This window comes from Streptomyces koelreuteriae, from assembly GCF_018604545.1.
In the GTDB taxonomy this organism is placed as follows: domain Bacteria; phylum Actinomycetota; class Actinomycetes; order Streptomycetales; family Streptomycetaceae; genus Streptomyces; species Streptomyces koelreuteriae.
In genome coordinates, this window is the sequence record NZ_CP075896.1 from 1,550,798 (window position 1) to 1,569,271 (window position 18,474).

Sequence of the window (18,474 nt, forward strand, 5' to 3'; positions counted from 1 at the left end):
ATGATTTCCTGACCCTCATGCCGACCATCGCCGTGACCACCTGGTCCCTGGAGCAGACCGCCCCGACCGACCTGCTGCCGGCCGTCGCGCCGGAAGGGGACGTCCGGGTCGTGCGCTCCGAGGTGCCCTCGCCCGAGTTCAGCCGGTTCCTGTACGCGTCGGTGGGCGGCGACATCCGCTGGACCGACCGGCTGAGCTGGTCGTACGCCCGCTGGCAGGAGCACCTGGAGCGGCCCGGCGTGGAGACGTGGGTGGCCTACGACCGGGGCACGCCCGCCGGGTACGTGGAGCTGGAGGCGCAGGACGACGCGGTCGTGGAGATCGTCTACTTCGGGCTGCTGCCCGGCTTCCGGGGCCGGCGCATCGGCGGGCACCTGCTGTCGTACGGCACGGCCCGGGCCTGGGACCTCGCGGACCGCTGGGCGGGACTGACGCCGACGAAGCGGGTCTGGCTGCACACCTGCAGCAAGGACGGCGAGCACGCGATGGACAACTACCAGCGCCGTGGGTTCCAGCTGTTCGACACCAAGGTCGAGGAGGAGGCGGACGTCGCCGCTCCGGGACCGTGGCCTGGGGCGTTCCCCGTCTGACCTGGTCGGACACCCCGGGATGACCCGATGTGACCAAGGACACGCGTGTCTTGGATTCCGAGACACGAGTGTCCGAATCTTGGACGAAGCTGGACTGTGTCCAGATCGCCGTGACACGCTTCCGTCATGTCTGGAACTGGAATTGCCTTGGTGAGTCGGCGGCACGTCGACCTCGGCCGCATGTCCAGCGCCATCTGTCCGGCGCGCTGAGAGCACTCACGCAGCCCGGCATCCCTCTTTCTTGTCTCCATACCTGCGCAATGACGCGCCCGTACCAGCGTGCGCCCGCACGCGCAGGTCAGAGCCGCTTTCCCGCCTGTCCCGAAGGACGTATCAACCATGGCCGCCACCCCGCAGAAGCCTGCCGCCGCGACTCCCCGCCGCAAGGTGAGCCGTCACCGCGGTGAGGGTCAGTGGGCCGTGGGACACCACACCCCGCTCAACGGCAACGAGCAGTTCAAGAAGGACGACGACGGTCTCAATGTGCGGACACGCATTGAGACGATCTACTCCAAGCGGGGCTTCGACTCGATCGACCCGAACGACCTGCGCGGACGGATGCGCTGGTGGGGTCTGTACACCCAGCGCCGCCCCGGGATCGACGGCGGCAAGACCGCGATCCTGGAGCCGGAGGAGCTGGACGACGAGTACTTCATGCTCCGCGTCCGCATCGACGGCGGCCGGCTCACCACCCGCCAGCTGCGGGTGGTCGGCGAGATCTCGCAGGAGTTCGCGCGCGGGACCGCCGACATCACCGACCGGCAGAACGTGCAGTACCACTGGATCCGGATCGAGGACGTGCCCGAGATCTGGAACCGGCTGGAGGCCGTCGGCCTGTCCACGACCGAGGCCTGCGGTGACACGCCCCGTGTGGTCATCGGCTCGCCGGTCGCGGGTATCGCGCAGGACGAGATCGTCGACGGCAGCTCCGCCATCGACGAGATCCACCGCCGGTACATCGGCAGCAAGGAATTCTCCAACCTGCCCCGCAAGTTCAAGACGGCGATCTCGGGCTCGCCGCTGCTCGACGTCGCCCACGAGATCAACGACGTGGCGTTCGTCGGCGTCGACCACCCCGAGCACGGCCCCGGCTTCGACCTGTGGGTCGGCGGCGGGCTGTCCACCAACCCGAAGATCGGCGTCCGGCTCGGCACCTGGGTGCCGCTGGACGAGGTCCCGGACGTGTGGGCCGGCGTGATCGGCATCTTCCGCGACTACGGCTACCGGCGCCTGCGCACCCGCGCCCGGCTGAAGTTCCTGGTCGCCGACTGGGGCCCGGAGAAGTTCCGCCAGGTGCTGCAGGACGAGTACCTCAAGCGTGAGCTCGTCGACGGACCGCCGCCCGCCGAGCCCGTGGAGCGCTGGCGCGACCACATCGGCGTGCACCGGCAGCAGGACGGCCGCTTCTACGTCGGTTTCGCGCCGCGTGTCGGCCGGGTCGACGGCGCCACCCTCACCAAGATCGCCGACCTCGCCGAGGCCCACGGCTCGGGCCGGGTGCGTACCACCGTCGAGCAGAAGATGATCGTCCTCGATGTCGAGGAGGACCAGGTCGACTCGCTGGTCGAGGGCCTGGAGGCGCTCGACCTGACCGCCCGGCCGTCCTCGTTCCGGCGCGGCACCATGGCCTGCACCGGCATCGAGTTCTGCAAGCTGGCCATCGTCGAGACCAAGCAGCGCGGCTCGCAGCTGATCGACGAGCTGGAGCGCCGGCTGCCGGACTTCGACGAGCCGCTCACCATCAACCTCAACGGCTGCCCGAACGCCTGCGCCCGTATCCAGGTGGCGGACATCGGTCTCAAGGGGCAGCTGGTCGTCAACAGCGAGGGCGAGCAGGTCGAGGGCTACCAGGTGCACCTCGGCGGCGCGCTGGGCCTCGAGGCCGGCTTCGGCCGCAAGGTGCGCGGTCTGAAGGTCACCTCCGAGGAGCTGCCCGACTACATCGAGCGCGTCCTGAAGCGGTTCGAGGCGGAGCGCGAGGACGGCGAGCGGTTCGCCGCCTGGGCCGCCCGGGCCGGCGAGGAGTCTCTGACATGAGCGAGCGCGCGGCCCCGTTCTACTGCCCCTACTGCGGTGACGAGGACCTGCGTCCCAGCGAGGAGGGGCACGGGGCGTGGGAATGCGCGGCGTGCAGCCGGGCCTTCTCGCTGAAGTTCCTCGGACTGCTGTCCCAGGGACTGAAGCGATCCGACTCCGGAGGGGCAGAGATATGACGACCACTCAGGAAGAGCGCAGCACCGAAGAACTGAAGGCGCTCGCCGAGCAGGCGGGCCGCGACCTGGAGGACGCCTCCGCGCTGGAGATCCTCACCTGGGCGGCCGAGACGTTCGGCAAGCGCTTCTGCGTGACCTCCTCCATGGAGGACGCCGTCGTCGCCCACCTCGCCTCCCGGGCGATGCCCGGCGTGGACGTCGTCTTCCTCGACACCGGCTACCACTTCGAGGAGACCATCGGCACCCGCGACGCGGTCGACGCCGTGATGGACGTCAACGTCATCACGCTCACCCCGCGCCTGACGGTCGCCGAGCAGGACGCCGAGTACGGCCCGAAGCTGCACGACCGCGACCCCGACCTGTGCTGCGCGATGCGCAAGGTGCAGCCGCTTCAGGAGGGCCTGAAGGACTACCGGGCCTGGGCGACCGGTCTGCGCCGCGACGAGTCCCCGACCCGGGCGAACACCCCGGTGGTCGGCTGGGACGAGAAGCGGCAGAAGGTGAAGATCTCCCCGATCGCCCGCTGGACCCAGGACGACGTGGACGCCTACGTCACCGAACACGGCGTCCTGACGAACCCGCTGCTGATGGACGGCTACCCCTCCGTCGGCTGCGCCCCCTGCACCCGCCGGGTGCTGGAGGGCGAGGACGCCCGTGCCGGCCGCTGGGCGGGGAGCAACAAGACCGAGTGCGGGCTGCACGGATGACGACGACGATTCAGGAGACCGACGTGACGACCGGAGCCACCGTCTGGCTCACGGGTCTGCCGAGTGCCGGCAAGACCACCATCGCCCACGAGCTGGCCGGCCGGCTGCGCGCCGAGGGCCGCCGCGTCGAGGTGCTCGACGGCGACGAGATCCGCGAGTTCCTCTCGGCGGGCCTCGGCTTCACCCGCGAGGACCGGCACACCAACGTGCAGCGGATCGGCTTCGTCGCCGAACTGCTCGCCCGCAACGGCGTGCTCGCCCTCGTCCCGGTCATCGCGCCCTACCAGGACAGCCGCGAGGCGGTGCGCAAGCGGCACCAGGCGAACGGCACGGCGTACGCGGAGATCCACGTGGCCACGCCGGTCGAGGTCTGCAGCGAGCGCGATGTGAAGGGCCTGTACGCCAAGCAGGCGGCGGGCGAGCTCACGGGCCTCACCGGGGTCGACGACCCCTACGAGGCGCCCGAGTCGCCCGATCTGCGCATCGAGTCGCAGAACCAGACCGTGCAGGAGTCCGCGGCGTCGGTGTACGCCCTGCTCAGCGAAAGGGGACTGGCATGACGACCGCGGCCACCGTTTCCGAGGAGACCGACAGCCCCTACGCGCTGTCCCACCTCGACGCCCTCGAGTCCGAGGCGGTGCACATCTTCCGCGAGGTGGCGGGCGAGTTCGAGCGGCCGGTGATCCTCTTCTCCGGCGGCAAGGACTCCATCGTCATGCTGCACCTGGCGCTGAAGGCCTTCCGGCCGGCGTCGGTGCCGTTCTCGCTGCTGCACGTGGACACCGGGCACAACTTCCCCGAGGTCCTCGACTACCGGGACCGCACGGTCGAGAAGCACGGGCTGCGGCTGCACGTCGCCTCCGTGCAGGACTACATCGACCGCGGTGTGCTCAAGGAGCGCCCGGACGGCACCCGCAACCCGCTGCAGACGCTGCCGCTGACCGAGAAGATCCAGGCGGAGAAGTTCGACGCCGTCTTCGGCGGCGGACGCCGCGACGAGGAGAAGGCCCGGGCCAAGGAGCGGGTGTTCTCCCTGCGGGACGAGTTCTCCCAGTGGGACCCGCGCCGGCAGCGCCCGGAGCTGTGGAACCTGTACAACGGCCGGCACGCCCCCGGCGAGCACGTGCGCGTGTTCCCGCTGTCCAACTGGACCGAGCTGGACGTGTGGCAGTACATCGCCCGCGAGGGCATCGAGCTGCCGCAGATCTACTACGCCCACGAGCGTGAGGTGTTCCGGCGCAGCGGCATGTGGCTGACCGCCGGCGAGTGGGGCGGGCCGAAGGACGACGAGTCCGTGGAGAAGCGCCTGGTGCGCTACCGCACGGTCGGTGACATGTCCTGCACCGGGGCGGTCGACTCCGAGGCCGACACCATCGAGAAGGTGATCGTCGAGATCGCCGCCTCCCGGCTCACCGAGCGGGGCGCCACCCGCGCCGACGACAAGATGTCCGAAGCCGCGATGGAAGACCGCAAGCGCGAGGGGTACTTCTAAAGATGAGCACCATCACGACCGAGGAACTCGCGGAGACCACCCTGCTGCGGTTCGCCACCGCCGGTTCCGTCGACGACGGCAAGTCCACCCTGGTGGGCCGGCTGCTGCACGACTCCAAGTCGGTCCTCACCGACCAGCTGGAGGCCGTGGAGCGCGCTTCGGCGAGCCGGGGCCAGGAGGCTCCGGACCTCGCGCTGCTGACGGACGGCCTGCGGGCCGAGCGGGAGCAGGGCATCACCATCGACGTGGCCTACCGCTACTTCGCCACGCCCCTGCGGCGGTTCATCCTCGCCGACACCCCCGGCCATGTGCAGTACACGCGGAACATGGTCACCGGCGCCTCGACGGCCGAGCTGACGGTCATCCTGGTCGATGCGCGCAACGGCGTCGTCGAGCAGACCCGCCGGCACGCCGCCCTCGCCGCCCTGCTGCGCGTCCCGCACGTGGTCCTCGCGGTCAACAAGATGGACCTCGTCGCCTACGAGGAGAAGGTGTTCGCCGCCATCGCCGAGGAGTTCACGGCGTACGCGACCGAGCTGGGCGTCCCCGAGGTCACCGCGATCCCGATCTCGGCGCTCGTCGGCGACAACGTGGTGGAGCCGTCCGCGAACATGGACTGGTACGGCGGCCCGACGGTGCTGGAGCACCTGGAGACGGTGCCGGTCAGCCACGATCTGAGCCACTGCCACGCCCGGCTGCCCGTGCAGTACGTGATCCGGCCGCAGAACTCCGACCACCCGGACTACCGGGGCTACGCCGGCCAGATCGCGGCGGGTTCCTTCCACGTCGGCGAGCAGGTGACCGTGCTGCCCTCGGGCCGCACCTCGAAGGTCGCCGGTATCGATCTGCTGGGCGAGCCGGTCGACGTCGCCTGGACCACGCAGTCGGTGACCCTCCTGCTGGAGGACGACATCGACATCTCGCGCGGCGACCTGATCGTGCCCACCAAGGACGCGCCCGCGACGACGCAGGACATCGAGGCGACCGTCTGCCATGTGGCGGACGCCCCGCTGACCGTCGGCCACCGGGTGCTGCTCAAGCACGGCACCCGCACGGTCAAGGCGATCGTCAAGGACATCCCGTCCCGTCTCACGCTCGACGACCTGTCCCTGCACCCGCACCCGGGGCAGCTCGTCGCCAACGACATCGGCCGGGTGAAGATCCGTACCGCCGAGCCGCTGCCGGTCGACTCCTACTCCGACTCGCGCCGCACCGGCTCGTTCATCCTGATCGACCCGAACGACGGCCAGACCCTCACCGCGGGCATGGTCGGCGAGTCCTTCGCCGCCCCCGAGCCGGTGCGGGACGAGGCCGAGGACGACGGGTGGGACTTCTGAGATGAACTCCCCCGACTTCTACTCCACGTTCGCGAAGGAGGGCGGCCGCGTCGGCAGCGGTGCTCTCGGCAGCGGGCAGGGCGGAGTGGCGCGATGTGTGCGCTGACGTACGCGCACTGCCTGCGCGCCCTCACCCCCCACCGCCGTAGACGCAAACCTGCCGACCTCCCGGCCACGACCTGAGAGACCGTGACCGCCGGGCCTCCGAGAGGAACACCTCCCGTGCCTGCATCATCCGCTCTGCGCCGATCCCTCGCGGTCATAGCCGCGCTTCCCCTGCTCACCCTGGCCGCCTGCGGCTACGGCTCCAAGGCCGAGGACGACGGGGGCGCCAAGGTCGCCGCCGGAGCGAAGAAGATCGACGGTCTCGACCAGGTCAGGATCGGTTACTTCGGCAACCTCACCCACGGAACCGCGCTGGTGGGCTTCCAGAAGGGCATCTTCCAGAAGGCCCTGGGGGCCACCGAGGTGAAGCCCGCGATCTTCAACGCCGGTCCGTCCGAGATCGAGGCGCTGAACTCCAAGTCCATCGACATCGGCTGGATCGGCCCCTCCCCGGCGATCAACGGCTACACCAAGGCCGCCGGCAAGAACCTGCGCATCATCGGCGGTTCGGCGTCCGGCGGTGTGAAGCTGGTCGTGAACCCGGACAAGATCAAGTCCCTGAAGGACGTCAAGGGCAAGCGGATCGCGACCCCGCAGCTCGGCAACACGCAGGACGTGGCGTTCCTGAACTGGGCGGCCGAGCAGGGCTGGAAGGTCGACCCGCAGAGCGGCAAGGGTGACGTCACCGTCGTCCGCAGCGACAACAAGGTCACCCCGGACGCCTACAAGTCCGGTTCGATCGACGGTGCCTGGGTGCCGGAGCCGACCGCGTCGAAGCTGGTCGCCGAGGGCGGCAAGGTGCTGCTCGACGAGGCGTCGCTGTGGCCCGACAAGAAGTTCGTGATCACGAACATCATCGTGCGGCAGGAGTTCCTCAAGGAGCACCCGAAGGTCGTCGAGGCCGTGCTCAAGGGCTCGGTCGAGACCAACAAGTGGATCAACGCCAACCCGGACGCGGCGAAGGCGGCGGCGAACAAGCAGCTGGAGGCCGACTCCGGCAAGGCGCTGCCGGCCGAGGTGCTCGACCCGGCGTGGAAGTCCATCCAGTTCACCGACGACCCGCTGGCCTCCACCCTCAACACCGAGGCCGAGCACGCCGTGAAGGCGGGGCTGCTGCAGAAGCCGAACCTGAACGGCATCTACGACCTCGCGCCGCTGAACAAGGTCCTGAAGGCCGAGGGCGAGCCCGCGGTCGACGACGCCGGTCTCGGCGCCAAGTAGCCCGCATCCCGAAGAGTTCCCAGGAGGTGACGACCATGGCCACCACCCTCGCCAAGGCCGCCGACGGCACTGAGTCGGCCACGCACGCCGCCCGGATCGAACACGTTTCGAAGTCGTTCGCGGGCCCCGCCGGGCAGCAGCTCGTCCTGGACGACATCACCCTCGATGTCGCGCCCGGCGAGTTCGTCACCCTCCTGGGGGCCTCGGGCTGCGGCAAGTCCACCCTGCTCAACCTGGTGGCGGGCCTGGACCGGCCCAGCGCCGGGGAGATCACCACGGACGGCCGTCCGGCGCTGATGTTCCAGGAGCACGCGCTGTTCCCGTGGCTGACCGCGGGCAAGAACATCGAACTCGCCCTGAAGCTGCGGGGCATCGCGAAGGCCGAGCGCCGCGAGCGGGCCGAGGAACTGCTCGAACTCGTCCGGCTGAAGGGCGCGTACGGCAAGCGGGTGCACGAGCTGTCGGGCGGTATGCGCCAGCGTGTCGCGCTGGCCCGCGCGCTCGCCCAGGAGAGCAAGCTGCTCCTGATGGACGAGCCGTTCGCGGCGCTGGACGCCATCACGCGGGACGTGCTGCACGACGAGCTGACCCGCATCTGGCGCGAGACGCAGCTGTCCGTCCTGTTCGTCACGCACAACGTGCGCGAGGCGGTCCGGCTCGCGCAGCGCGTGGTGCTGCTGTCCTCCCGTCCGGGCAAGATCGCCCGTGAGTGGACGGTGGACATCCCGCACCCGCGCCGCATCGAGGACACCCAGGTGGCGGAGCTGTCCGTCGAGATCACCGAAGAACTGCGTGGGGAGATCCGCCGTCATGGCCAGCACTGATTCGACGACCGTCGCCAAGGACGGCAGCGATCTCGCCGGTCTGGAGGCGGGCCTCGACGCGCTGGAGTCGAGGCAGACGCACCGCACGCCGTTCCGGCAGACCTTCGTCCAGAAGATCCTGCCGCCCGTCCTCGCCGTCGCGCTGGTGCTGGCGGTCTGGCAGGCCCTCGTCTCGTTCAAGGTCGTCGACGACCCGACCAAGCTGCCCGCGCCGTCCGCCGTGTGGAACGTCGTCCACACGGCGTGGCTCGAGGGCGAGCTGCTCGGCTACATCTGGACCAGCGTCTCGCGCGGTCTGCTCGGCTTCTGCTTCGCCCTGCTGATCGGCACGCCGCTGGGTCTGCTGGTGGCCCGGGTGAAGTTCGTCCGCGCGGCCCTCGGCCCGATCCTGTCGGGCCTGCAGTCCCTGCCGTCGGTCGCCTGGGTTCCGCCGGCGGTGATCTGGCTGGGCCTGAACAACTCGATGATGTACGCGGTGATCCTGCTCGGCGCGGTCCCCTCGATCGCCAACGGCCTCGTCTCCGGTGTCGACCAGGTGCCCCCGCTGTTCCTGCGCGCGGGCCGCACCCTCGGCGCCACCGGCCTGAAGGGCACCTGGCACATCGTCCTGCCCGCCGCGCTGCCCGGCTATGTGGCCGGTCTGAAGCAGGGCTGGGCGTTCTCCTGGCGCTCGCTGATGGCCGCGGAGATCATCGCGTCCTTCCCCGACCTCGGCGTGGGCCTCGGCCAGTTGCTGGAGAACGGCCGCAACGCCAGCGACATGGCCATGGTGTTCGAGGCCATCCTGCTCATCCTGATCGTCGGTATCGCCATCGACCTGCTCATCTTCAGTCCGCTGGAGCGGTGGGTGCTGCGCAACCGCGGTCTGCTGGTGAAGAGCTGAAGTCCCATGAACAACAAGCCTGTCCTCCTCGTCATCGCCCACGGCAGCCGCGACCCGCGGCACGCCGCGACCGTGCACGCCCTGATGCGGCGGGTCCGCGCCCTGCGTCCCGACGTACGGGTGGAGACAGGCTTCCTGGACTTCAACGTCCCCTCGGTGCAGGGGGTCCTGGAGTCCCTGGCGGTCCAGGGCGTCCGTGACGTCGTGGCCCTGCCCCTCCTGCTGACCCGGGCGTTCCACGCCAAGGCGGACATCCCGGCGGTCCTCGCGGACGCTCCCCCGCAGCTCCGCGTCCACCAGGCGGAGGTCCTGGGCCCGTCCCCGCTGCTGTCGGCGGCGCTGGAACGGCGCCTGTACGAGGCGGGCCTCACGCCCGCCGACAAGTCCTCGACCGGGGTCGTCCTGGCCTCGGCGGGGTCCACCGACCCGGAGGCGATCGCAGTGATCGCAGAAATCGCGCGGGAGTGGCGGCACACCGGCTGGTGCGCCGTGCGGCCTGCGTTCGCCTCCGCATCTCTCCCGCGTACCGAGGACGCGGTCCGTGAACTCCGCGAACTCGGCTGCTCCAGGGTGGCCGTCGCCCCCTACGTCCTCGCCCCCGGCCGCCTCCCGGACCGCATCGCCCGGGGCGCGGCGGAGGCGGACGTCCTGGCCGACGTGCTCGGCCCGGCGCCGGAGGTGGCGCGGGTGGTGCTGGAGCGGTACGAGGCGGCGCGGGCGCCCATGCTGACCGCCGTGAGCGCCTGACGGCAGGAAGCCGTCACCAGGGTGGCAGCAGGGTGCCCAGCGGGCCCAGGTCCAGGTTGAGGTCCTCCGGGGTGAGGTCGTAGCGCGCGCAGAGTTCCCGCATGCGGTCGTCGAGGAGCATCAGGGTCAGGCCGACGCGTTCCTCCTGTTCCTCGGTGAGGTCTCCTACGTCGACGCGGTGGAGGGCTTGGCGTTCCATGAGCTGGCGGAGGAGTTCGACGACCGTCAGGACGAGTTTGACCAGGTCGCGTTCGACGGTGTCGGGGTCGGCGGTCAGACGGCGGGTGGCCGGGGGCATGGTGCCTCGCTGATCTGGGAGAGTGCCGACGCGGCCACGGGGGCGATGACCGCGCGCAGGTCGATGCGGACCAGGTCGACGTCCGCGATGGACAGGACGAGGTCGCCGGTGAGGACGACACCGCCCTGGAGGAGCCGGTCGAGGAGATCGATGAGGGCGACGGGGCGTTCGGTGCAGGGGGCGACGCTCACGCGGCGGTCTCCGACTGCGGTTCCGGCTGGAGGGCGAAGGAGTAGGGCGCCCAGGGGCCGGTCACCTCCACGCGGAGGCCGGGGACGCCCTCGGCGGCCGCGAGTATGCCGGTGCGGAAGGCGTCGACGCGGTCGGCGCGGACGAGGTAGGCGTCGTTGCCGACGTTGGTGCCCGGGCCGGGGCCCGCGAGGCTGCCGCGTTGCGGGCTGTGTGCCACACGGTCGACGGCGAGGGCGCGGGCCGTCTCGGTGAGGTGTGCGGCGGCCTGGGCGACCGTGCGCCAGGCCTCATCGTTGCGGCGTTGTCTGCGGCGGCGGATCGACAGATAGGCGCGGCCGGCTCCGAGGCCGGTGGGCTGTTCCCGCGCGGCGTCGGTGTCCGCCTCGGGCGGGGTGATGTCGGGCGTGGCGTAGAGCTTGACGCCGAGTTCCACATGGCCGGTGAGGCGCTCCAGCAGGGACAGGAAGTAGTCGCGGCGGGTGTCGAGGGCCTGCCGGGCGCTGGCCTCGTCGAGGTAGACGGTGGCCAGGCGCAGGGGCAGTACGGCGGCGCCGCAGCCGACCAGGGCGGCGACCACGGCGTGGTGGGAGCGGACGGTGGACTCCAGCCAGTCCAGGTCGTCGAGGTGGGCCGCGAGGGGCGCCTCGGCGTAGTCGGCGGCCGGGACGTGGCCGACGGCGAAGGCGAGCCGGTGGGTGCCGGCCGCCGGGGCGACCAGGTGGACCGGCTCTCCGGCGACCCCGCGCAGCTGCGTCACCGCGGCGGTGGCCTCGGGGGTGGGGCGCAGGACGGCGTAGATGTAGACGAGGTTCGGGTCGGTCATGGCTCCGGGCTCCTCTCGGCCGCCTTGAGTGCGGCGATCTCGGCACGCAGTCGTTCGTTCTCGTCGGCGAGGGACCGCTCGGGGCGGGCGGCCCGGGAGGAGAGGGAGGGATCGTGTTCCCACCAGTCGATGCCCATCTCCTTGGCCTTGTCGACGGAGGCGACGAGCAGGCGCAGCTTGATGGTGAGCAGTTCGATGTCGAGCAGGTTGATCCGGATGTCCCCGGCGATGACCACGCCCTTGTCGAGGACGCGTTCGAGGATGTCGGCGAGGTTGGCGGTCTGGGCGCCGGGCCCCTGGTCGTAGGGGGAGGGAAAGCGGGACGGTCCGGTGAGTGGGCCTGCTGCCGGGTGGCTCATGGTCGGGGGCCTTGTCCTCGGGCGTTGATCTCGTCGAGCCGGTCGAGCAGTTCGTCCTCGCGGCGGTCGTACTCGGTCTCGTCGATCCGTCCCTCCAGCAGGGCGCGTTCCAGGCCGACGAGGGCCTGGCGGACGGGGGCGGGGTCGTAGTACTGCGCCTCGGCGGCGGCCTGGAGCTGCTCGGCGGCCCAGAGGGTGGTGCGCAGGGGCGCGAGCGGGAGGGTGAGGATGCCGGTGATCAGGCCCATGGGTCAGGCGGCGAAGCTGTAGGGAGGCAGCGGGCCGCGCAGCCGGAAGTCGTAGGCGTCGCCGTAGTCGTGGGCCAGGCCCTGCCCGGCCGCGGTGAACTCGTCGGCGCGGGCGCGTTCGACGAGGAAGGAGACATTGAGGAAGTCGTCCTGGGAGGGGTCGGCCACGACGCTGGCCCGGGCCAGTGCGGACAGCCGCCCGACGATCTCCTCGGCCTGGTGCCGCTGCCGGGCTTCGACCTGCCGGGCCACGAGTTCGCCGAGGGCGAGGCGGTCCTCGTAGGCTCCGCTGCCCTCGCGGGTGTGCCGGTTGAGCCGGCGGGCCTCCTCGGACTCCTCGAGCACCTCGCGCAGCAGGTCGTCCTGGGAGCGGGCGGCCTTGAGGTTGAACTCGGCGGTGCCGTGCAGTTCGCCGAGCCGTCGGGTGTACTCCTCGCCCTTGTGCTCCAGGGCGGTGGTGACGGCGGTGTCGTCGGGGGCGAGCAGGCCGAACCGCATGGGCAGGACCGATCCGTCGGCCATCAGGCGTTCCTGGAGTTCCTGGTGGGCGGCGAGGTCACGGCGTTTGGGACGCAGGCCGGGGGGTGCGGCGCTGACCACGGCGGCGAGCGGCCCGTGCACGAGCACCCGCGGGGGCTCCTCGGTCCCGCCGACGGTGCGCAGGCCGTCGAGCCGCAGGGGGTGGTCGGAGCGGGTGACGGCGTAGACGTAGACGCCGCTCACCGCTCCTCCTCCCGGTCCTTGTCGTCGCGGTCGAAGATGTCCCCGATGGCGTCGATGGCCCCGCCGATCGCGCCGCTGGTCTTGCCCCGGGCGCCGCTCTCGACGAGGTTGCCGACGATGTCGGTGAGCTTGTCCGGGGCCTTGCGGCCGGCCTCCAGGTCGAGGCGGTTGCAGGCCTCGGCGAAGCGGAGGTAGGTGTCGACGCTGGCGATCACGATCCGTATGTCGATCTTCAGGATCTCGATGCCGACCAGGGAGACCCGGACGAACACGTCGATGACGAGCCCGCGGTCCAGGATCAGTTCGAGGATGTCGAAGAGTCCGGCCGAACCCGAACCGCTGGAAGTGGCAGCGGGTTGCATCCCGCCGGACTGCGTCATGACGGTCACGTGGGCGATTCCTCTCGCGAGAGTCCGTATCCGTGCCGCCCCTAGTTACGGGGGTGGTGGCGGGCGTGTTCACGTGAACACCAAAAGACTTGCAGCGAGAGGGAGTTGGGAGCCGTCGGGCCGGCGCTAGCGGCGCCGGTCGAGCTGGCCCCGGGCATAGCGGCGCACCCGCTCATAGCCGAGCAGCTGGCCTTGCGGGTCGAGGGTGACCCGGTAGGTGGCCATGATGGTCATGGTGTCGGGGACCCGCTCCAGCTCCGCGACCTCCACGTCCGCGGTCCAGCCGTCCGGGGTCGGGCGCACGGCGGTGACGGAGTCGGGCGTCTTGCCGAGCAGTTCGGCGAGCTGGCTCGCCGCGCCGCGCATGGCCTGGACGGCGGTCGTACGACCGGAGGGAGTCGTCTGATCATCGGTGCTCGTCATGGCCCTACGGTGCCAAGGCCCCGGGCCGCGTGGGGGCGATTCGGCCAAACGTGCGGTGCCGGTGGGGCGGGGATCCGGCGGAGGGTCACTCCTGCGGGTCGCCGTACGGCGTCGCCTGGTGGAAGTAGAGCAGCCACCCGGCGTCCGTCCGCCGCCACAGCGAGTTGCGGTGCGCGCGTCTGCCGTCGTACTCGGTGTCGAAGGTGAGGTGGACGAGGTGGGGGGCCAGCTGGACGCCGCGCATACGGTAGGTGGCGATCGGCGGGGCTTCGAGGTCGGTGGTCCCGGCCAGGGAGGCGATGACGGCGGCCCGGTCCCAGTGGCGCCCGGAGGCGCCGAACTCGTGGAAGTCCGGGTGCAGCAGCGCCCCGACCCGCTCGGGCGAGCGGCGGACCTCCGGGGTGAGCAGGGCCAGTTCGCGGTCGATGGCGGACTCGACGGCCGGGTCGTGTTCAGGCACCGGTCATCTCCACCAGCTTCACCACGGTGTTCCAGTTGCGGGTCGTGGCGATCAGGCCCTTGTTGATGCGCGGCTTCGACAGATGTTCGGCCAGTTTGGAGCGGCCGAGGCCGTTCGGGGCGTACAGGTACAGGGCGCGGTCGCCCAGGCGGAACTCCTCGGGGAGGTAGGCGGCCTGGTCGATCTCCGCGAGGCGGGCGGGGTCCACGGGTTCGGAGAAGTAGGTGACGTGGAGCTGCTTGGCCTCCAGCTCGGCGGCCGGGAAGGGGCACGCGTCGGCGATCGCCTTGAGATAGGCGTGGTCGCGCACGATCACGTCGACGCCGAAGCCGAAGTGCCGCTCGACGGCCTGTGCGATCCCGGCCGCCAGCGACCGCTCGTCGCCGTGACCGGAGGTGAACACCGCCTGGCCGCTCTGCAGATACGTGCGCACGCCCTCGTGACCGAGGTTCTCCAGGAGTGTGCGCAGGTCCGCCATCGGGACCTTCCGGCTGCCGCCCACGTTGATGCCGCGCAGCAGTGCCGCGTACGTCGTCGTCATCCGCACACCTTAGGACGGCCGTCGTGCCCCGTGGGGGCGGGCACGACGGCCGTCGGCGGGCGGCTGCCCGGCCCCGTAAATTACTCATCGGTCACCGAGGGGCACAACCATCTGCTCAGGATCCACACAGTATGTGTAAGGGGCCACGGTCCCTGGCGGTCCTCCCCAGTGGGGAGAAGGCCGGGTCCATGGGGATGAGTTCCGGCCCCGCCACTTCACCGGGCAGCACGAGGTGCTGGCTTTATCCGGCCCATACCTTCGAATCGACAGGGGGCGGCAGGGGGCCGCCACCGCTGTACGAGGGGGCGAGCCCGTCATGGGGAACGGAGAAGCGCGGGTGCGGGGCTTTGCGGCCCGGGCCGGCGGCTGGAGCGCCCGGCACCGATGGGCCGCCGTCGGCATCTGGGTGCTGTTCGTCGTCCTGGCGGTGGGGCTCGGTTCGGCGGCCGGCCGGGTCGACGTCAAGGACAGCGACCAGCTCAAGGGGGAGACCCACACCGCCGCGCGGATCATCGAGGACGCCGGGATCGACGAACCGGCCGGTGAGAGCGTCCTGATCCAGGCCAGGGGCGGTGGTCTCAAGGCCACGGACGCCGAGTTCAGGAGCGCCGTGACCGCCGTGGTCTCGGCCGTCGAGGGGACCGGCGAGGTCACCGACGTGACCTCGCCGTACGACACGAAGACGATCTCGAAGGACGGGCGCAGCGCGCTCGTGCAGTTCGACATGCGCGGCGCGGCGGACACCGCGGGCGAGCGGGTCGAGCCGGTGCTGAAGGCCGTCGAGGGCGTCCAGAAGGACCACGCGTCGCTGCGGATCGAGGAGATCGGCGGCGCCAGCATGATGAAGACGTTCGACGACGCCTTCGGGGACGACTTCAAGAAGGCCGAGTACTCCGCGGTGCCGGTGGCCCTCGGCATTCTGCTGATCGCCTTCGGGGCGCTGGTGGCGGCGCTGCTGCCGGTGGCGCTGGCGGTCACCGCGATCATGGCGACGATGGGCCTGATGGGCCTCGTCAGCCATCTCCAGCCGATGAGCGACACCGCCAACTCCGTGATGCTGCTGGTCGGCATGGCGGTCGGCGTCGACTACTGCCTGTTCTATCTGCGCCGGGAGCGTGAGGAGCGCGAGGCCGGCCATGACGCGCAGACGGCCCTGAGGATCGCCGCCGCGACCAGTGGCCGCGCGATCGTCGTCTCCGGTGTCACGGTCTGCGTGGCCATGGCGGGCATGCTGTTCACCGGGCTCGCCGAGTTCGAGGCGATGGGTCTGGCCTCGCTGATGGTGGTGGCCGTGGCCATGGTGGGGTCCGTGACGGTGCTGCCCGCGCTGCTGTCGCTGCTGGGCGGGCGCGTGGAGAAGGGCCGTATTCCGTTCCTGCGCCGGCGCAAGCGGGGCGGCAGCCAGGACAGCCGGTTCTGGACGGCCGTGCTGCGGCGCGTCCTCGCCCGGCCCGTGATCGCCGCGGCGGTGGCGGCCGGTGCGCTGCTCGCCATCACGGCTCCCGCGCTCGGCATGAAGACGCAGCAGTTCACGCTGGACCAGGAGTTCGGCGACTCGCTGCCGATCGTGCAGACGTACAACCGGCTCAACGAGGCCTTCCCGGGCGGCTCGGAGCCGGCCGAGGTGGTCGTCAAGGCGGACGACATCAACGCGCCGGAGGTGAAGTCGGCGCTCGCCGACTTCCGTGACCGGGCGATCAGTTCGGGCGCCTCGCGCGGCCCGGTGGAGATCAAGCTGCACGACACGCAGAACGTCGCGTTCGTCTACGTCCCGCTGGTCGGCGGCTCCGACCAGGACAAGGCGGGCGCGAGCCTGGACACGCTGCGCGACGAGGTGCGTCCGGCCACGCTCGGCAGGGTCGACGGGGTCGAGGCGCCGATCACCGGACAGATCGCGGGGTCGAAGGACTTCAACGACCAGCTCGCCGGAGCCGTCGTCCCGGTCTTCGCGTTCGTGGTGGTCTTCGCCTTCGCGCTGATGCTGCTGTCGTTCCGCTCGCTGACGATCGCGCTCACCTCGATCGTGCTGAACCTGCTGTCGGTGGGCGCGGCCTACGGCATCCTCGTCGCGGTCTTCCAGCACGGCTGGGGCGCGTCCCTGGTGGGCGCGGAGGGCGTCGGCGCGATCATCACCTGGCTGCCGCTGTTCCTGTTCGTGATCCTGTTCGGCCTGTCGATGGACTACCACGTGTTCGTGGTGTCCCGGATACGGGAGGCGCGGCTGCGGGGTCTGGAGACGAAGGACGCGATCCGGCACGGCGTGGTCACCACGGCCGGGGTCGTCACCAGTGCCGCGGTCATCATGGTCGCCGTGTTCGCGATCTTCGGGACGCTGTCCATGCAGTCCATGAAGCAGATGGGCGTCGGCCTCGCGGCGGCGGTGCTCATCGACGCGACGATCATCCGGGGTGTGCTGCTGCCGGCGGTCATGGCACTGCTCGGGGAGCGCAACTGGTATCTGCCGAAGTGGCTGCACCGGCTGCCGGACCTCACGCACGACGAGGCACCCCAGGCGGTCGTGGCCGGGCAGGGGGCGCGGGACGACGAGGGCGAGCCCGTCAGGGTCTGATGCCCGCAGCGGGGGCTGATCCCCGCCACTGAAAGGGCCCGTTGGTTGCTCCGGCAGCCAACGGGCCCTTTCAGCGGCGCCCACCGAGGGGCGGAGGAACGCCCCGACTAGCCCTGACTGACCGGCAGTTCGGCCTCGATGAGGTCGGCCGCGCGGTGGGTGCCGCCCTCCTTGAGCAGCTCCGCCTGGGTCTTCAGGCGACGGGCGACCTCGGGGTCGTCGACGAGGGCGAGGGCCGCTTCGCGCAGGGCCTCGCCGGTCGCCTCCTCCGTGGCGAGGTACCGGGCGACGCCGAGGTTCCGGAGCATCTCCGCGTTGCCGAACTGGTCCACGGCCTGCGGTACGGCGATCATCGGCGTGGCGGTGGCGAGGCCCTCCTGACTGCCGCCCGCGCCGGCGTGCGTCACGAACAGGTCGGCCTGCTTCAGGATCGCCAACTGCGGCACCCAGGAGCGCACCTCGACATTCGCGGGGACGTCCCCGAGGTCGGCCGGGTCGACGTGCTTGCCGATCGACAGCACCAGATGCCAGCCGGGCAGATCGCCGAACGCCTTGACGCATTCCCGGTAGAAGCCGGGCTGCTTGGTGAACGCGGACCCGAGGGAGACGAGGACGACCTTCTCGGCACCGGCCGGCCGCTGCCAGCCGCCCTCGGCGGGACGCTCGCCCTGGCAGGCCCCGACGAAGGAGTACACGGTCTCGTCGACACGGTCCGCGTTCGGCTGGAGCGCCTTGGGGATCAGGACGATCGAGCGAGCGGGGCGGCCCGCGAACGGGTCGGGGTGCCGGGTGATCCCGTTCTCCTCCAGCCAGGCCTGGAACCGGGCGTAGTAGGCGCGCCCGCGCTCGGTCTTCCTCGGCTCCTCCCACATGGGCTCGGCGACCTCCTTCTCGTACCCCTCCCAGGCGACCATGGCCGGTGACAGGGAGATCGCGGGCACGCCCCAGCGGTGGGCGAGGACGCGGGCCGGGTAGGAGGCGATGTCGTGCAGCACGAGGTCCGGCTCGTCACCCTCGTAGGCCTCGATCAGCTGCGGGAGGGCCTGGATCGCGTCGTCGAGGAACGGCTCCACATTGTCCAGGAGCGTGCTCCCCCACGCCTCGGGGTCGTCGTCGGGCGAGGGCAGCGTGGAGTTCCAGGACTTCACCTCGGCACCGGTCTCCGCGATCTTCTCCGCGAAGACCGGCGGGATCGCGTAGGTCACCCGGTGGCCGCGCGCCACGAGCTCGCGGATCACCTCCAGGCTCGGGTTCACGTGGCCGTGGGCGGCGATGGAGAACATGGCGATGTGCGCGCGACTGGTCATGCGCCGACCGTACGCGAGACGAG

23 protein-coding genes and 1 pseudogene are annotated in these 18,474 nt (G+C 70.7%); 13 read left to right on the forward strand and 11 right to left on the reverse strand.

The genetic code is table 11. The annotated features are described in order from the left end of the window. Window positions 1-17 precede the first annotated feature (17 nt). The 12 genes from KJK29_RS06810 to KJK29_RS06865 all read left to right on the forward strand — a co-directional run bounded on the left by KJK29_RS06810 (window position 18) and on the right by KJK29_RS06865 (window position 10,119). A complete protein-coding gene (locus KJK29_RS06810) occupies window positions 18-590 on the forward strand; it encodes a GNAT family N-acetyltransferase (RefSeq protein ID WP_189721513.1) in 573 nt (190 codons plus the stop codon). A gap of 126 nt (window positions 591-716) precedes the next feature. Then, window positions 717-800 carry a putative leader peptide gene (locus tag KJK29_RS39255; RefSeq protein WP_310591794.1) on the forward strand — a complete coding sequence of 28 codons (84 nt, stop codon included), beginning with the start codon at window positions 717-719 and terminating at the stop codon, window positions 798-800. Window positions 801-929: 129 nt separating this feature from the next. Then, a complete protein-coding gene (locus KJK29_RS06815) occupies window positions 930-2,627 on the forward strand; it encodes a nitrite/sulfite reductase (protein ID WP_215117803.1) in 1,698 nt (565 codons plus the stop codon). After that, window positions 2,624-2,803 (forward strand): hypothetical protein, encoded by a 180-nt coding sequence (locus KJK29_RS06820; protein ID WP_215117804.1) that lies wholly within the window; start codon window positions 2,624-2,626, stop codon window positions 2,801-2,803. Before KJK29_RS06815 ends, KJK29_RS06820 begins: the two co-directional genes overlap by 4 nt. After that, window positions 2,800-3,510 carry a phosphoadenylyl-sulfate reductase gene (locus KJK29_RS06825; RefSeq protein ID WP_215117805.1) on the forward strand — a complete coding sequence of 237 codons (711 nt, stop codon included), beginning with the start codon at window positions 2,800-2,802 and terminating at the stop codon, window positions 3,508-3,510. Before KJK29_RS06820 ends, KJK29_RS06825 begins: the two co-directional genes overlap by 4 nt. 23 nt (window positions 3,511-3,533) lie before the next feature. Next, entirely contained in the window at window positions 3,534-4,070 is a 537-nt protein-coding gene (cysC, locus tag KJK29_RS06830; RefSeq protein ID WP_215117806.1) for an adenylyl-sulfate kinase, read from the forward strand. Next, window positions 4,067-5,002, forward strand: coding sequence for a sulfate adenylyltransferase subunit CysD (cysD, locus tag KJK29_RS06835; RefSeq protein ID WP_215117807.1), 936 nt, complete (start codon window positions 4,067-4,069; stop codon window positions 5,000-5,002). Before cysC ends, cysD begins: the two co-directional genes overlap by 4 nt. Window positions 5,003-5,004: 2 nt before the next feature. Further along, entirely contained in the window at window positions 5,005-6,339 is a 1,335-nt protein-coding gene (locus tag KJK29_RS06840) for a sulfate adenylyltransferase subunit 1 (RefSeq protein WP_215117808.1), read from the forward strand. 222 nt (window positions 6,340-6,561) lie between these two features. Next, window positions 6,562-7,665: an ABC transporter substrate-binding protein gene (locus KJK29_RS06850; RefSeq protein ID WP_215117809.1), complete on the forward strand. Its 1,104-nt coding sequence runs from the start codon at window positions 6,562-6,564 to the stop codon at window positions 7,663-7,665. Window positions 7,666-7,700: 35 nt separating this feature from the next. Further along, window positions 7,701-8,489, forward strand: coding sequence for an ABC transporter ATP-binding protein (locus tag KJK29_RS06855; RefSeq protein ID WP_215117810.1), 789 nt, complete (start codon window positions 7,701-7,703; stop codon window positions 8,487-8,489). Beyond that, window positions 8,476-9,372: an ABC transporter permease gene (locus KJK29_RS06860; protein WP_215117811.1), complete on the forward strand. Its 897-nt coding sequence runs from the start codon at window positions 8,476-8,478 to the stop codon at window positions 9,370-9,372. Before KJK29_RS06855 ends, KJK29_RS06860 begins: the two co-directional genes overlap by 14 nt. A 6-nt stretch (window positions 9,373-9,378) precedes the next feature. Further along, on the forward strand, window positions 9,379-10,119 hold the full coding sequence (locus tag KJK29_RS06865) for a sirohydrochlorin chelatase (protein WP_215117812.1): 741 nt from the start codon (window positions 9,379-9,381) through the stop codon (window positions 10,117-10,119). Window positions 10,120-10,132: 13 nt separating this feature from the next. Here KJK29_RS06865 and KJK29_RS06870 read toward each other — a convergent pair. The 10 genes and pseudogenes from KJK29_RS06870 to KJK29_RS06915 form a co-directional block, all read right to left on the reverse strand. Then, window positions 10,133-10,405 (reverse strand): annotated as a pseudogene (locus tag KJK29_RS06870) (gas vesicle protein K); the annotation flags it as partial. Further along, complete coding sequence (locus KJK29_RS06875) at window positions 10,393-10,608, reverse strand: gas vesicle protein (protein WP_215117814.1); 216 nt, start codon at window positions 10,606-10,608, stop codon at window positions 10,393-10,395. The gene KJK29_RS06875 and the pseudogene KJK29_RS06870, both read right to left, overlap by 13 nt. After that, window positions 10,605-11,432 carry a GvpL/GvpF family gas vesicle protein gene (locus KJK29_RS06880; protein WP_215117815.1) on the reverse strand — a complete coding sequence of 276 codons (828 nt, stop codon included), beginning with the start codon at window positions 11,430-11,432 and terminating at the stop codon, window positions 10,605-10,607. The genes KJK29_RS06875 and KJK29_RS06880 overlap by 4 nt, the downstream gene beginning before the upstream one ends. Then, window positions 11,429-11,791, reverse strand: a complete 363-nt coding sequence (locus KJK29_RS06885) for a gas vesicle protein (protein WP_215117816.1) — start codon at window positions 11,789-11,791, stop codon at window positions 11,429-11,431. The genes KJK29_RS06880 and KJK29_RS06885 overlap by 4 nt, the downstream gene beginning before the upstream one ends. Beyond that, window positions 11,788-12,039, reverse strand: coding sequence for a gas vesicle protein GvpG (locus KJK29_RS06890; protein WP_215117817.1), 252 nt, complete (start codon window positions 12,037-12,039; stop codon window positions 11,788-11,790). The genes KJK29_RS06885 and KJK29_RS06890 overlap by 4 nt, the downstream gene beginning before the upstream one ends. Before the next feature lie 3 nt (window positions 12,040-12,042). Next, window positions 12,043-12,762, reverse strand: coding sequence for a GvpL/GvpF family gas vesicle protein (locus KJK29_RS06895; protein WP_215117818.1), 720 nt, complete (start codon window positions 12,760-12,762; stop codon window positions 12,043-12,045). Beyond that, a complete protein-coding gene (gene gvpJ, locus KJK29_RS06900) occupies window positions 12,759-13,142 on the reverse strand; it encodes a gas vesicle protein GvpJ (protein ID WP_221298611.1) in 384 nt (127 codons plus the stop codon). The genes KJK29_RS06895 and gvpJ overlap by 4 nt, the downstream gene beginning before the upstream one ends. Window positions 13,143-13,277: 135 nt before the next feature. Further along, window positions 13,278-13,574, reverse strand: coding sequence for a gas vesicle protein GvpO (locus KJK29_RS06905; RefSeq protein ID WP_215117819.1), 297 nt, complete (start codon window positions 13,572-13,574; stop codon window positions 13,278-13,280). A gap of 85 nt (window positions 13,575-13,659) precedes the next feature. Continuing rightward, complete coding sequence (locus KJK29_RS06910; protein WP_215117820.1) at window positions 13,660-14,034, reverse strand: nuclear transport factor 2 family protein; 375 nt, start codon at window positions 14,032-14,034, stop codon at window positions 13,660-13,662. After that, entirely contained in the window at window positions 14,027-14,575 is a 549-nt protein-coding gene (locus KJK29_RS06915; protein WP_215117821.1) for a DUF1697 domain-containing protein, read from the reverse strand. The genes KJK29_RS06910 and KJK29_RS06915 overlap by 8 nt, the downstream gene beginning before the upstream one ends. Window positions 14,576-14,891: 316 nt before the next feature. Here KJK29_RS06915 and KJK29_RS06920 point away from each other — a divergent pair, with 316 nt between their 5' ends. Further along, on the forward strand, window positions 14,892-17,144 hold the full coding sequence (locus KJK29_RS06920; RefSeq protein ID WP_215117822.1) for an MMPL family transporter: 2,253 nt from the start codon (window positions 14,892-14,894) through the stop codon (window positions 17,142-17,144). Between the two features lie 107 nt (window positions 17,145-17,251). On the opposite strand, the gene mgt is transcribed toward KJK29_RS06920, so the two are convergent. Next, on the reverse strand, window positions 17,252-18,451 hold the full coding sequence (mgt, locus tag KJK29_RS06925) for a macrolide-inactivating glycosyltransferase (protein ID WP_215117823.1): 1,200 nt from the start codon (window positions 18,449-18,451) through the stop codon (window positions 17,252-17,254). Between the last annotated feature and the right edge of the window lie 23 nt (window positions 18,452-18,474).

Excerpts from the sequence above, each read along its gene's own strand:
- KJK29_RS06820 (WP_215117804.1), top strand. The coding sequence starts at position 2,624 with ATGAGCGAGCGCGCGGCCCCGTTCTACTGCCCCTACTGCGGTGACGAG.
- KJK29_RS06885 (WP_215117816.1), bottom strand. The coding sequence starts at position 11,791 with ATGAGCCACCCGGCAGCAGGCCCACTCACCGGACCGTCCCGCTTTCCC.
- cysD (WP_215117807.1), top strand. The coding sequence starts at position 4,067 with ATGACGACCGCGGCCACCGTTTCCGAGGAGACCGACAGCCCCTACGCG.
- KJK29_RS39255 (WP_310591794.1), top strand. The coding sequence starts at position 717 with ATGTCTGGAACTGGAATTGCCTTGGTGAGTCGGCGGCACGTCGACCTC.
- KJK29_RS06880 (WP_215117815.1), bottom strand. The coding sequence starts at position 11,432 with ATGACCGACCCGAACCTCGTCTACATCTACGCCGTCCTGCGCCCCACC.
- KJK29_RS06840 (WP_215117808.1), top strand. The coding sequence starts at position 5,005 with ATGAGCACCATCACGACCGAGGAACTCGCGGAGACCACCCTGCTGCGG.
- KJK29_RS06920 (WP_215117822.1), top strand. The coding sequence starts at position 14,892 with ATGGGGAACGGAGAAGCGCGGGTGCGGGGCTTTGCGGCCCGGGCCGGC.
- KJK29_RS06865 (WP_215117812.1), top strand. The coding sequence starts at position 9,379 with ATGAACAACAAGCCTGTCCTCCTCGTCATCGCCCACGGCAGCCGCGAC.
- mgt (WP_215117823.1), bottom strand. The coding sequence starts at position 18,451 with ATGACCAGTCGCGCGCACATCGCCATGTTCTCCATCGCCGCCCACGGC.
- KJK29_RS06915 (WP_215117821.1), bottom strand. The coding sequence starts at position 14,575 with ATGACGACGACGTACGCGGCACTGCTGCGCGGCATCAACGTGGGCGGC.
- KJK29_RS06905 (WP_215117819.1), bottom strand. The coding sequence starts at position 13,574 with ATGACGAGCACCGATGATCAGACGACTCCCTCCGGTCGTACGACCGCC.
- KJK29_RS06855 (WP_215117810.1), top strand. The coding sequence starts at position 7,701 with ATGGCCACCACCCTCGCCAAGGCCGCCGACGGCACTGAGTCGGCCACG.
- KJK29_RS06810 (WP_189721513.1), top strand. The coding sequence starts at position 18 with ATGCCGACCATCGCCGTGACCACCTGGTCCCTGGAGCAGACCGCCCCG.
- KJK29_RS06890 (WP_215117817.1), bottom strand. The coding sequence starts at position 12,039 with ATGGGCCTGATCACCGGCATCCTCACCCTCCCGCTCGCGCCCCTGCGC.
- gvpJ (WP_221298611.1), bottom strand. The coding sequence starts at position 13,142 with ATGACGCAGTCCGGCGGGATGCAACCCGCTGCCACTTCCAGCGGTTCG.
- KJK29_RS06815 (WP_215117803.1), top strand. The coding sequence starts at position 930 with ATGGCCGCCACCCCGCAGAAGCCTGCCGCCGCGACTCCCCGCCGCAAG.
- KJK29_RS06860 (WP_215117811.1), top strand. The coding sequence starts at position 8,476 with ATGGCCAGCACTGATTCGACGACCGTCGCCAAGGACGGCAGCGATCTC.
- KJK29_RS06825 (WP_215117805.1), top strand. The coding sequence starts at position 2,800 with ATGACGACCACTCAGGAAGAGCGCAGCACCGAAGAACTGAAGGCGCTC.